The organism is Oceanimonas sp. MB9 (assembly GCF_011319775.1).
Lineage (GTDB): Bacteria > Pseudomonadota > Gammaproteobacteria > Enterobacterales > Aeromonadaceae > Oceanimonas > Oceanimonas doudoroffii.
On sequence record NZ_VFBE01000009.1, the window covers coordinates 899,734 to 912,941 of the forward strand.

The following is a 13,208-nucleotide window of genomic DNA, read 5'->3' on the forward strand; positions in this document are numbered from 1 at the left end:
CCATGAGTGAAAAAAACGCATTTTATCAAAGCCTGACCGCTCAGGCACTGGCGCTGTGCGAAGGCGAACCCAATCGCATTGCCAAACTGGCGAACCTGTCTGCCCTGCTGAACCTGTCCCTGGAAGACATCAACTGGGTGGGCTTTTATCTGCGTGAACAGGACGAGCTGGTGCTGGGTCCGTTCCAGGGCAAGCCCGCCTGTGTCCGCATTCCCATGGGCCGTGGCGTGTGCGGTACCGCCGCCGCCAATGGCGAGGTGCAGCGGGTAGCCGATGTGCACGCCTTTGCCGGCCACATCGCCTGTGACGCCGCCAGCAATTCCGAAATTGTGCTGCCGCTGGGCGAGGGTGACAAGGTCTGGGGCGTGCTTGATATCGACAGCCCCAGCCATGGCAGGTTTGACACCGAGGATGAAGCCGGTCTTTCGGCCCTGGTGCGTGCCGTTCTGCCGCTGCTGTAACAAAGCCGGGGGTCGCTTTTGTCGGTGCGGCCCTTATAATGTGAAGGTTTCAACGGGCGGTGCGCCCACAGCTTTCAAAACCAAGGTAATTCATGGAAAACTCTGAAAAACTGAAAAACAGCAAAGAAGTCATCGCCTACCTGGCCGAGCGCTTTCCCCAGTGTTTTGTGGCGGCCGGCGAAGCCAAGCCGCTCAAGATAGGTATCTTTCAGGATCTGGCCGAGCGCATGGAAGATGACCCCCGGGTCTCACGGACCCTGCTGCGCACCGCCCTGCGCCAGTACACTTCCAGCTGGCGTTACCTGCATGGTCTCAAGGCCGGCATGAGCCGCGTGGACCTGGACGGCAACCCTTGTGGCGAGCTGACCCAGGAACACATCGATCATGCCAAGCAGGCGCTGAAGGAAAGCAAGGAAAAGGTGTTTGGTCCCCGCAAGGAAAAACCCGCCGGCAACAAAAAGCCCCGCCCGCGCGCCAACAAGAAGGTTGACCCCGCGAAACTCGCCGTAGAGCAGAATGTCAAAGTTATGCTGGGTAAGTCTCCGGTACCCGCTACCATTATGGAAGTGACCCGGGACGATGTTCAGGTGCAGCTGAAAACCGGCATGTCGGTTCGCGTCAAGTTCGAACATATAGTTCTCTGAGGAGTAGGGTTTGATCAGTCACGGAATTCGTTTGTCTCTGGTGGCCGCCGGCATGCTGGTCGCCGGGGTTGCCTGGGCGGTGCCGCCGGCCATTGAGGCCGATGCCATCCCCGTTCTGGCACCGGAAAGCCAGCATGCCGCTGCCAGCAAGCGGATTACCGCGCTGTTCACCCGCTCTCATTACAAGCAGTTCATGCTTGACGATGCGTTTTCACAGGCGATTTTTGATCGTTACATCGAAAGCCTGGATTACGGCCGCAACATCTTCACTCAGCAGGACATTCGCCGCTTTGAGCGCTATCGCGACCGGTTTGACGACCTGTTGCGAGCCGGGCGGCTCGATGCCGCCTTTGATATGTTCAACGACAGCCTCAGGCACCGTTACGAGCGCTTGAGTTATGCGCTGTCGCTGCTCGATACGCCCATGACCTTTGATGGTGACGAGGACTATCAGTTTGACCGCACCGAGGCGGACTGGCCCGCGGATCAGCGCGAGCTGGACGAATTGTGGCGCAAGCGGGTCAAGTTTGACGCCCTGAGCCTGGCTCTGGCCGACAAGGACTGGAGCGAGATCAAGGACACCCTGACCAAGCGCTACAACAACGCCATCAAGCGCCTGGCCCAGAGCGAAAGCGAAGACGCCTTTCAGAGCTTTGCCAACGCCTTTGCCCGGGCCATTGAACCCCACACCAGTTACCTGAGCCCTCGCAACGCCGAGCGCTTCGAGACCGAGATGAACCTCTCCCTTGAAGGCATAGGCGCCGTGCTGCAGGCGGAAGACGACTACACCGTTATTCGTTCCCTGGTACCCGGCGGCCCGGCGGCCAAGTCCAGCGAATTGCAGCCCGATGATCGCATCATTGGGGTGGGGCAGGCCGTCGACAAGATCACCGACGTGATCGGCTGGCGGCTCGACGAGGTGGTGGATCTGATCAAGGGTCCCAAGGGCACCAAGGTGTGGTTGCAGATCCAGCGGGGTCAGGCGGTGGCCAACACGCCGCGCATCGTTGAACTGACGCGGGATACCGTGCGTCTGGAAGACAGGGCCGCCAGCGGCAAGGTGCTGGAGGTAAATGATCGCCGCATTGGCGTGATTGAGATTCCCAGTTTCTATGTCAACCTGAGCGTCGACGTGGCCCGGGAAATTGATAAGCTCAAGCAGCAAAAGGTGCAGGGGCTGGTGATCGATCTGCGCGCCAACGGCGGTGGTGCCCTGACCGAAGCTTCGGCGCTCACCGGGTTGTTTATCGACAGCGGCCCTGTGGTGCAGATTCGTGACGGCCTGGGCCGTATTTCGGTGAATGGCGATGATGACGATCGCACCAGCTATGACGGCCCCATGGCGGTGCTGGTGGATCGTTACTCCGCCTCGGCCTCGGAAATTTTTGCCGCCGCCATGAAAGACTATGGCCGGGCGGTGATCCTGGGTGAAAACACCTTTGGCAAAGGCACGGTACAGCAGCATCGCAGTCTGTCGCGTATCTATGATCTGTATGAAAACCCCATGGGCTTTGTGCAGTTCACCATCGCCAAGTTCTATCGCATCAACGGCGGCAGCACTCAGAACCGCGGCGTCAGCCCGGATATTCCGTTCCCCACCGCGGTGGCAGCCGAGGAGACCGGTGAAAGCCTGGAGAAGAACGCGCTGCCCTGGGATCAGATAGAGAGTCTGGACTTTGCCCATGTGCAGGACCTGTCGCCCTTTCTCGGCCAGCTGCGTCAGCGTCATCAGGCCCGTATTGAGCAGGATCCCGAGTTCGCCTATGTGTTTGAAGACATTCGTGAATACCTGAAGCTGAAAGACAAGGACTCGGTGTCACTCAACCTGGCCGAGCGTAAGGCCGAGCTGACCGAGCAGGACGCCAAGTCCCTGGCCCGCCTCAATGACCGCCTGCGTCGGGCCAACCTTGATCCGGTGCAGACCCTGGATGAAGCGCCAAAGGACTTTGAACCCGAAGACAGCTATTTGCTGGAAGCGGCCCGCATTACCGCCGATCTGGCCGACATGCTGGGCTGAGCCATTCTGTTCACGGGGCCGCTCTGGCCCCGTTTTTTCATCACTGTTTCTTTTTCACCTTGCTACGGGATCCACTATGAGCCAAAACCAACCTCAAGTGCAGTATCGCGACGACTACCAGCCGCCCCATTACTGGATTGATACCCTGGATCTGGACATTCAGCTGCATGACAGCGCCACCGAGGTGGTGGCCATCAGCCGAGTGCGCCGCAACGGCGAACACAATGAAGCCCTGGTGCTCGACGGTGAGCAACTGGAGCTGTTGTCGGTGTCGATTAACGGGGTGGAGACCAGCCAATACGAACTGGGAGAGGGCAGCCTGACGTTGCCCCAGGTACCTCAGGAATTCGTGCTGACCATCAAGAATCGCATCAACCCCGCCGCCAACACCGCCCTGGAAGGGCTGTACAAATCCGGGAACGCCTATTGTACCCAGTGCGAGGCGCAAGGGTTTCGGCGCATTACCTTTTATCTGGATCGCCCGGATGTGCTGGCCCGGTTCAGTACCCGCATTACCGCCGATGCCGAGGCCTGCCCCTATTTGCTGTCCAACGGCAACCGGGTCGGTCAGGGCGTGCTCGATGACGGTCGCCACTGGGTGCAATGGCAGGATCCCTTTCCCAAGCCGGCCTATCTGTTTGCCCTGGTGGCCGGAGATTTTGATGTATTGCGCGACCGTTACACCACCCGTAGCGGCCGCGACGTGGCGCTGGAGATCTTTGTCGACAAGGGCAACCTGCACCGTGCCGGCCACGCCATGGACAGCCTCAAGGCATCCATGCGCTGGGACGAGCAGCGCTGTAACCTGGAGTATGATCTCGACATCTACATGATAGTGGCGGTGGATTTCTTCAACATGGGCGCCATGGAAAACAAGGGCCTGAATGTGTTCAACGCCAAGTTCGTGCTGGCCGACGCCCAGACCGCCACCGACGATGATTACCTGGACGTGGAGCGGGTGATCGGTCACGAGTATTTTCATAACTGGACCGGCAACCGGGTGACCTGCCGGGACTGGTTCCAGTTGTCTCTGAAGGAAGGCCTGACGGTATTCCGGGATCAGGAATTCTCCTCCGACCTGGGCTCTCGGACCGTCAACCGCATCGGCAATGTGCGCATCATGCGCGGTCCCCAGTTCGCCGAAGACGCCGGCCCCATGGCCCATCCGATCCGGCCCGATGCGGTGATCGAGATGAACAATTTCTATACCCTCACCGTGTACGAAAAAGGGTCGGAAGTCATTCGCATGCTGCATACCCTGCTCGGCGAGCAGGCATTTCAGGCAGGTCTGGCACTGTATCTGCGGCGTCACGACGGTGAAGCCGCCACCTGTGATGATTTTGTCGCCGCCATGAGTGAAGCCAGCGGCCGGGATCTGACCCGCTTCAAGCGCTGGTATGGCCAGTCCGGCACGCCGGTGCTGACGGTACGGGACAGTTACGACGCCGACAGCGGTCGCTATACCCTGAGTGTGCGCCAGCACACGCCGCCGACCCGGGAGCAGCCGGAAAAACTGCCGCTGCACATTCCCCTGAGCGTGGCACTCTATACCGAGCAGGGTGAGCCGGTTTCCCTGATCCTTGAAGGCCGGCCGGCGGATTCGGTGCTGGATGTGCTTGAAGCCGAGCAGGAGTTCGTGTTTGAACGGGTACCGTCCCGCCCGGTGCCGGCACTGCTGCAGGGCTTCTCTGCACCGGTCAAGCTCGACTATCCCTACAGCGACGAACAGCTCGCCCTGCTGGCCCGGGTCAGTCAGGATGAGTTTGTACGCTGGGACGCGGTGCAGATGCTGATCAACGACACCGTGCGCCGCAACATCGCCCTGCTGCAGCGTCGTCAGACTCCCGTGCTGCCGCGCAGCCTGCTGAATGTATTTCGCAGTACCCTGGAAGATAACGCCATGGATCGGGCGCTCAAGGCCGAGATGCTGACCCTGCCGGATTTGGCCAGCCTGCTCGAGCTCTTTGAACAGGTGGACATCGATCAGCTTGCCGAGGTACGCCATCACCTGGCCCGGGAATTGGCCGAGGCCCTGGCGCCGGCCTGGCAGCAGGCCTACGACGACAACCTGACCCCGGAATACCGCATTGACCACCAGGACATGGCCCGGCGGGCGCTGAAAAACACCGCCCTGGGTTACCTGGCGTTGATGGGTACCGAGACCCCGGTGGCCCATCAGTATGATGCCGCCGACAACATGACCGACACGCTCGGAGCGCTACGCGCCGCGGTGCGGGGCGAACTGGACTGTCGTCACGCCATGCTGGCGGATTTTGAGCGCAAATGGCGTGACGACGGCCTGGTGCTGGACAACTGGTTTAGATTGCAGGCCACGGCCCCCGGCGCCGACACCTTGGGCCGGGTGCGTGAGCTGATGAGCCACCCCACCTTCAGCCTGGGCAACCCCAACCGGGTGAGGGCGCTGATCGGTGCCTTCTGTCAGGGGAATCCGGCCCAGTTCCATCGTCTCGACGGCAGCGGCTACGATTTGCTGGTGGAGGTACTGGAACAGCTTAATCACAGCAACCCACAGGTGGCGTCGCGGCTGCTAACCCCGCTGATCCAGTTCAGTCGGCTGGATGACGCCCGTCAGGGGTTGATTCGCGCCCGGCTGGAGCGGCTGATGGCCCTGCCCGAGTTGTCTCGGGATCTGTTTGAAAAGATCAGCAAGGCCCTGGCTTGATGCAACGGTTGCGCTTTCGGCTGGCCATTTCCGCCGCCGAATTGCAGCGTTACTACTCCGGCCGAGTATCGGCGCTTACGGTGATGACCGAACAGGGGCTGAGGCTGCAGTTGCCCCTGCATCATTTTCGCCGGTATGTGGGGCACGCCGGGCTCAGTGGTCGTTTTGAGGTGGTGCTGAATGAGCACAACCAGTTGCAACGGCTGGAGCGCCTGGCCTGAAAAACCGTAAAAATCGAAGCCCTGGCTTCGCTTTTTTGTTGAGAAGGTCTGTTAAATATTTTAACGATAGAAATATGTTGGCTTTCGGAATATAAATTCACTCATAAGCAGTCTGTCATTATATATATTCGGACCATAGTGATCCGGTCGATATTTTCGAATTAATGCCCTGCTCACCGCTCGCATTCCCACTTTGGCAGGCATAAACTGGTGCCATTATCGGGGTCAAACGGACGCGCCCCTTGTTCCCATGGTTACTGCCTGTCTTCGAGGAATTCGATACCATGACACTGAATGATGCCAGCACTTCCGTATTGTTGGAAAACGTAGAACAACTGGTCAGCGAAAAATTTCCTGAGCAAACCGCTCCCCTAGTGCAATCCTTTGTGGCCCGCCTTTATGGCAGCATGACTCACGAGGATCTTCATTACCGCAATGACAGCGACCTCTATGGCGCCGCGATCAACCTGTGGAATTCCTTTGAAACCCGGCCCGATACCAGCCCCCATGTGCGCGTTTACAACCCCGAGTTGTCCCGTCACGGCTGGCAGTCCCCCCATACCATAGTGGAGCTGGTGTTGCGGGACGCCCCTTTTCAGGTGGACTCCATTCGCATGGCCCTGACCCGCATGGGCATTACCGCCCATTTGATGCTACACCAGCCCATGCATCTGGTGCGCAATGAACAGGGCCGGCTGGAACGCATTCTCAGCAGCAAGGACAAGGCCAAGCAAAACCGAGTGGAAACCGCCTTTCTTATCGAGATCGATCGCCTGCCGGCCAAGGAGCGGCGTGAACAGCTGCATCAAGAGCTGATGTCGGTAGTGGAAGAAGTGGCGCTGGTGGTGGATGACTGGCAGCCCATGGTGAAAAAGCTCAACGAGGTGATAGAAGGACTGCCGGCCCAGCTGAGCCAACACGACAAGCAGGACTGCAAGGAAAATCTGTCATTTCTGCACTGGGTAGCCGATCACAATTTCACCCTGATGGGCTATCGCCGCTACCATATTTCCGCCATAGAAGGGGACCACGAACTGGTGCCCGAGCATGACACCAGCCTGGGGTTGATGCGCCACATTCAGCACAGTGACGGCCTGCGTCTGAGCAGCCTGACCGCTACCGCCCGGGAAGCGGCCCTCAGCCAGAACATTCTGGTGCTGACCAAGACCAACCACAAGTCCCGCGTACACCGGCCTGCCTATATCGATTACATCGGCGTCAAGCGTTTTGACGACAAGGGCAGGGTGGTGGGTGAAGACCGCTTTATCGGCCTGTATGCCTCCAGCATCTATAACACCAGTGCCACCCAGATCCCGCTGATCGGTGAGAAGCTGCGTCGCATCATCAAGGCATCCGGGCTTGAAGCCGGCTCTCACGCCTACAAGGCGCTGCTCAATATTCTGGAAACCTACCCTCGTGATGAGCTGATCCAGGCTCAGGAAGACGAGTTGCTGGAGATTGGCATGGGCGTACTGGCCATGCAGGAGCGGGACATGACCCGGCTCTTTGTGCGCCGGGATCTGTTTGGTCGTTTCTTCTCCTGCATGGTGTATGTCACCAAAGACAGGTACAACACCGCATTGCGGGAAAAGACCCAGCGTATCTTTCAGCGCTGCTTCGGCTCCGACGAGGAAGTGGAATTCACTACCTATTTCTCGGAAGGGGTGCTGGCCCGGACCCATTACCTGATCCGTGTACAGAACAATTCAATGGACATCAATGTGAACGAGATCCAGGCAAACCTGATCGAAGCCGCTCGCAGCTGGGACGACAAGCTGGAGCACGCACTCTCTGCCAACTTTGGCGAGGCCGAAGGCAACCGGCTGAAAAACAAGTATCACCATGCTTTCCCTCGGGCCTATACCGAAGACGTAATGCCAGGCTCGGCGGTGGCCGATATTCAGCAACTGGAAGCCTTGAGTGACGACAATCGTCTGGGCATGCTGTTTTATCGGGCCCAGGAAGAACAGCGTGACTCCAACCGGGTGCGGCTCAAGCTCTATCACAGGGCCGAGCCCATTCACCTGTCCGACGTGCTGCCCATGCTGGAAAACCTGGGGCTGCGGGTCATCGGTGAAACGCCCTATGAAATCGATTGTGGTGACGAGACCTTCTGGATCCTCGACTTTTCCATGCTGCACCCGCGCGGACCGCTCGATCTGGATGCCGGCCAGCAGCGTTTTCAGGAGGCCTTTGCCCAGATTTGGCACAACCAGCTTGAAAACGACGGTTTCAACCGCCTGGTGCTGGCCACCCAGCTGACCGGCCGGGAAGTGAGCGTGCTGCGTGCCTATGCCCGTTATATGCGTCAGACCGGGGTCAGCTTCAGCCAGGCGTATATTGAGGAAACCCTGTCCCGCTATCCGCACCTGGCCTGCCTGCTGTTCCGGCTGTTTGAGCAGCGCCTGAGCCCGGCCTGCAAGCAGAGCAGCAAACAGCTGCACGCCCTGCACCAGGAGCTGGTGGAAGAGTTGGACAAGGTGGCCAACCTGGACGACGACCGCATCATTCGTCGTTACATGGAGATGATAGAAGCCACCCTGCGCACCAACTTCTACCAGCCCGCCAGTGATGGCAGCGACAAGGATTACATTTCCTTCAAGCTGGCTCCCGAGTCCATCAGCGAAATGCCGCTGCCACTGCCGAAATTTGAGATTTTCGTGTATTCGCCGCGAGTGGAAGGTGTGCACCTGCGCTGGGGCAAGGTGGCCCGGGGCGGCCTGCGCTGGTCCGACCGCCGCGAAGACTTCCGTACCGAGGTGCTGGGACTGGTCAAGGCCCAGCAGGTGAAAAACACCGTGATCGTACCGGTGGGCGCCAAGGGCGGTTTTGTCTGCAAGCAGCTGCCGGAAGGCGATCGCGCCGCCTTCCTGAAGGAAGGCCAGGACTGCTACCGGCTGTTTATTCGCGCCCTGCTGGACGTGACCGACAATATCATTAACGGTGAGGTGATTCCGCCCAAAAACGTGGTGCGCCACGACGAGGACGATTACTACCTGGTGGTGGCCGCCGACAAGGGCACCGCCACCTTCTCCGACATTGCCAACGGAATCAGCGCCGAATACGGCCACTGGCTGGGCGACGCCTTTGCCTCGGGCGGCTCCGTGGGTTATGACCACAAGAAAATGGGCATTACCGCCAAGGGTGCCTGGGAGTCGGTCAAGCGCCACTTCCGCGAGCTCGGTATCGATTGCCAGACCACCGACTTTACCTGTGTCGGCGTGGGCGATATGGCCGGTGACGTATTCGGCAACGGCATGCTGCTGTCGAAGCACATTCGCCTGGTGGGTGCGTTTAACCATCTGCATATCTTTATCGATCCGGAGCCGAATGCGGCATCCAGTTTTGAAGAGCGCCAGCGCCTGTTTACCTCTCCGGGCACCACCTGGGATGACTACAATCGGGAACTGATTTCCGAGGGTGGCGGTGTCTTTGCCCGCTCCGCTAAATCCATCACGCTGACGCCCCAGATGAAAAAACTGCTGGGCACCCAGAAGGCGGCCCTGCCCCCCAACGAGGTCATTCGGCACCTGCTCACGGCCCAGGTGGATCTGCTGTGGAACGGCGGCATTGGTACCTATGTGAAATCACGCCGGGAAACCGACGCCGATGTGGGTGATCGGGCCAACGATGCGGTGCGGGTCAACGGTGAAGATCTGCGTGTGCGTGTGGTGGGCGAGGGCGGCAACCTGGGCTGCACCCAGCTGGGCCGTATTGAGTACGCCGGCAAGGGCGGACGCATCAACACCGATTTTACCGACAACGTGGGCGGGGTGGACTGCTCCGACAACGAGGTCAACATCAAGATCCTGCTTAACAAGCTGGTGGCCGAGGGCGAGCTGACCAAGAAGCACCGAGACGAGTTGTTGTACGACATGACCGACAAGGTCGCCGACATCGTGCTCACCAATGCCTATCGTCAGTCCCAGACCATTTCCATTACCCAGCACAGGGGCGCGCGCACTTTGAAAGAGCATCAGCGCTTTATGCAGTGGCTGGAGCGGGAAGGCCGTCTGGATCGTAACCTGGAATACCTGCCCAACGATGAGGAGCTGGGTGAGCGCATGGCTGCCGGTCGTGGCCTGACCCGGCCGGAAATGGCCATTCTGGTGGCTTACGGCAAGATGGTGCTGAAGGACATGCTCAACATTCCCGAGGTAACCAACAACGAATACATCGCCCGCCTGCTGCCCGACAGCATGCCGGAGCAGCTGGTGTCGCGTTTTGGCGATGCCCTGATGGACCATCCGCTGCGCAGTGAAATCATCGCGACCCGGCTGGCCAACATCATGGTCAATGACATGGGCTTTAACTTCGCCAACCGCATGCTGGATGAAACCGGCGCCGGTATCGGCGATATTGCGGTGAGCTTCATGATCGCCCGGGAAGTGTTTGGCATGGATCAGTTGCTGCGCGACATCGAGGCCCTCGACAATCAGGTGCCGGCACCGCTGCAACTGCAGATGTTCTACCAGGCCCGGCGCATGGTCCGTCGTGCCACTCGCTGGTTCCTGCGTAACCGCAACCGCAATCAGGGGCTGGAAGATACCATTGCCCAGTTCCGTCCTGCCTACCAGGCCCTGTCCGAACACCTCTATGAGGTGATGGTGGACGGCGAAGTAACCGAGCACAAACGCGAGCTGGCCAAGCTGGTGGAGCAGGGAGTGCCCGAGGCCCTGGCGGTGCGCGTGGCACACATGAGCAGCCTGTTCTCGGCACTGGATCTGGCCCAGGTGGCCAACGAGCTGCAGCGGGACATCAAGGTCGTGGCCCGGCTTTACTTCCACCTCGGCGCGGCGCTCGAACTGCACTGGTTCCTGGATCAGATCAACCAGCAGGCGGTGGGCAATCACTGGCAGGCGCTGGCTCGGGCCTCGTTCCGGGAAGAGCTGGACTTCCAGCAGCGCAGCCTGACCGCGGTGATCCTTAAAAACTGTAAAGCCCAGGGCGAATGCGATACCATGCTAGATCAGTGGCTTGATGAGCATGAGCAGCTGCTTAACCGGTGGCGGCACCTGCTGGCGGATTTCAAAACCTCCGGCAGCCATGAATTTGCCCAGTTCTCTGTCGCCCTGCGCGAACTGAACCTGCTGCATCTCAATTGTGCGAACGCCGCCTGATAAAGGCGGCCACGACAAACAAAAGCCCCGGCCCAGACCGGGGCTTTTTTATAAGGAAGCAAAACGTGTACTCCCTGGTAAAACCCCTGTTGTTTCAGTGTGACCCCGAACATTCCCACGAGCTGACCCTGAAGGCGCTGGCCAAAACCCAACACACCCCGCTGGCCGCCCTGTATCGCCGCCCGGCCATTCACAACCCGGTTGAGCTGATGGGGTTGACCTTCAGCAACCCGGTGGGCCTGGCCGCCGGTCTCGACAAAAACGGCGAGTGCATCGATGCCTTTGCCGCCATGGGATTTGGCTTTGTGGAAGTAGGCACGGTCACGCCACGGCCACAGGACGGCAACCCCAAGCCCCGGCTGTTTCGGGTCAAGCCCGCGGAAGGCATTATCAACCGCATGGGCTTTAACAACAGGGGCATCGATTACCTGGTAGAAAACGTGAAAAATGCCCGTTTCAAGGGCGTGCTCGGTATTAATATCGGCAAGAACAAAGACACGCCCATTGAACACGGCAAGGACGATTACCTGGTGTGCATGGAAAAGTCTTATGAACACGCCAGCTATATTACCGTGAATATTTCCTCGCCCAATACGCCGGATCTGCGATCCCTGCAATATGGTGATGCGCTGGATGATCTGCTGGGATCCTTAAAAGAAAAACAGGCCGAGCTCGCCCAACGCCATCACAAGCAAGTGCCGCTGGTGGTAAAAATTGCTCCGGATCTGAATGAAGCGGAAATTGAGCAAATCGCCGATAGCCTGGTGCGCTTTAATATTGATGGAGTGATCGCCACCAATACCACCCTGGATCGGGAACTGGTGTTTGAACTGCCCCATGCCCAGGAAGCGGGCGGCCTCAGTGGCCGGCCGGTACAGAACAAAAGCACGCAAGTGATTGCCGAGCTGTCCCGTCGACTGAATGGTAAATTGCCGATTATCGGCGTAGGCGGTATTGATTCCCTGACCGCCGCTCGGGAAAAAATGACCGCCGGCGCCAGCCTGGTGCAGGTCTATTCCGGCTTTATTTATCACGGCCCCAAACTGGTACAGAACTTGGCGCGTTACCTCTAATTGTGATAATAATTTGCCCCCGATGGCAAAATTCCTTATATATTGAAGGTATCGGGGGAATTTTTATTTTCACAAGGTGCGTGAATGCTGCTTAAACCAAATGATCAGTGGTGCTGGTTTGTCGGCGCAGACCGGCACCTGATGCTGGATCTGGGAGAGGAAATGCTGTTTGCCACTCCCTACCTACAAAATAAACTGATTTGCGCCGACAACCTGCGGCAGAGTTTCTCGGTGGAAGACACCGGGCTCTATTATGCCTTTCTTGACAAACTCAGCTGTGTGGCAACGCCTTCCCGGCGGGTGCAGGCGGCGCTCAACGGCGTGGCCGTGGCCCGCTTCTACAAGCCGCTAATGCCCCAGAGCTGGTTTTTTGAACCTCAGGCCGACTACCACCAGCCCCAGCTGGGCGAGTTGATCGGGCTGGACTGCGGCGAGCGACACTTAACCATGATGGTGGTGGAAACCTCACCGTCGACGTCGTTGTGCATTTCGCTCTCGGCAGACGTGGTGCTGAACGACAGCAAAACCCTGCCGGTGTTTGGCGCCATCAAGGTGATGAACGACAGACTGTTCAGCCTGGAGCCGGCTCACGGCATGGAAGAAATGCGTCGGGTCGGCTGACGCCGGCGTGTTTGTGATTCGGTTAAGCAGACGGATTTGTGCCATGCAAGACAGGAATATTGAATAAGGGAAGATAAAACGGAAAGCAGTATAAGCTGCGAGGGCAGGGGAGTGCAATTGTCACCGGATTGGTTGCGGGAGCCGGATTTGAACCGACGACCTTCGGGTTATGAGCCCGACGAGCTACCAGGCTGCTCCATCCCGCGGCCGGTGTATTGCATCTGTATTTCACTTCACATCAAGTTGGTTGCGGGAGCCGGATTTGAACCGACGACCTTCGGGTTATGAGCCCGACGAGCTACCAGACTGCTCCATCCCGCGCCAGGGTATTACGTCTTGATGCTGCCGTACTGAAATCAAGTTGGTTG

The 13,208-nt window shown here is 58.8% G+C and carries 8 protein-coding genes and 2 tRNA genes; 8 read left to right on the forward strand and 2 right to left on the reverse strand.

The features are described from left to right. Nucleotides 1-2 precede the first annotated feature (2 nt). From OJHNALOF_RS15520 to OJHNALOF_RS15555, 8 genes are all read left to right on the forward strand, one after another. Entirely contained in the window at nucleotides 3-461 is a 459-nt protein-coding gene (locus tag OJHNALOF_RS15520; protein ID WP_165662574.1) for a GAF domain-containing protein, read from the forward strand. A gap of 92 nt (nucleotides 462-553) precedes the next feature. Continuing rightward, the gene (gene proQ, locus OJHNALOF_RS15525; protein WP_094199269.1) at nucleotides 554-1,105 is read left to right on the forward strand and encodes an RNA chaperone ProQ; all 552 of its coding nucleotides are present in this window, start codon (nucleotides 554-556) and stop codon (nucleotides 1,103-1,105) included. Between the two features lie 10 nt (nucleotides 1,106-1,115). Continuing rightward, entirely contained in the window at nucleotides 1,116-3,122 is a 2,007-nt protein-coding gene (gene prc / locus OJHNALOF_RS15530; protein ID WP_094199270.1) for a carboxy terminal-processing peptidase, read from the forward strand. Nucleotides 3,123-3,198: 76 nt separating this feature from the next. Next, nucleotides 3,199-5,805 (forward strand): aminopeptidase N, encoded by a 2,607-nt coding sequence (pepN, locus tag OJHNALOF_RS15535; RefSeq protein ID WP_165662575.1) that lies wholly within the window; start codon nucleotides 3,199-3,201, stop codon nucleotides 5,803-5,805. Then, nucleotides 5,805-6,026 (forward strand): DUF2835 domain-containing protein, encoded by a 222-nt coding sequence (locus OJHNALOF_RS15540; RefSeq protein WP_094199272.1) that lies wholly within the window; start codon nucleotides 5,805-5,807, stop codon nucleotides 6,024-6,026. Before pepN ends, OJHNALOF_RS15540 begins: the two co-directional genes overlap by 1 nt. 284 nt (nucleotides 6,027-6,310) lie before the next feature. Further along, nucleotides 6,311-11,146 (forward strand): NAD-glutamate dehydrogenase, encoded by a 4,836-nt coding sequence (locus OJHNALOF_RS15545; RefSeq protein WP_165662576.1) that lies wholly within the window; start codon nucleotides 6,311-6,313, stop codon nucleotides 11,144-11,146. 65 nt (nucleotides 11,147-11,211) lie between these two features. Beyond that, nucleotides 11,212-12,219, forward strand: coding sequence for a quinone-dependent dihydroorotate dehydrogenase (gene pyrD / locus OJHNALOF_RS15550; RefSeq protein WP_165662577.1), 1,008 nt, complete (start codon nucleotides 11,212-11,214; stop codon nucleotides 12,217-12,219). 84 nt (nucleotides 12,220-12,303) lie between these two features. Beyond that, nucleotides 12,304-12,840: a cell division protein ZapC gene (locus tag OJHNALOF_RS15555; RefSeq protein ID WP_165662578.1), complete on the forward strand. Its 537-nt coding sequence runs from the start codon at nucleotides 12,304-12,306 to the stop codon at nucleotides 12,838-12,840. A 129-nt stretch (nucleotides 12,841-12,969) separates the two neighbouring features. Here OJHNALOF_RS15555 and OJHNALOF_RS15560 read toward each other — a convergent pair. Next, nucleotides 12,970-13,046 (reverse strand) — tRNA-Met (locus OJHNALOF_RS15560). A gap of 38 nt (nucleotides 13,047-13,084) precedes the next feature. Then, nucleotides 13,085-13,161: transfer RNA gene (locus tag OJHNALOF_RS15565), tRNA-Met, on the reverse strand. Nucleotides 13,162-13,208: the final 47 nt, after the last annotated feature.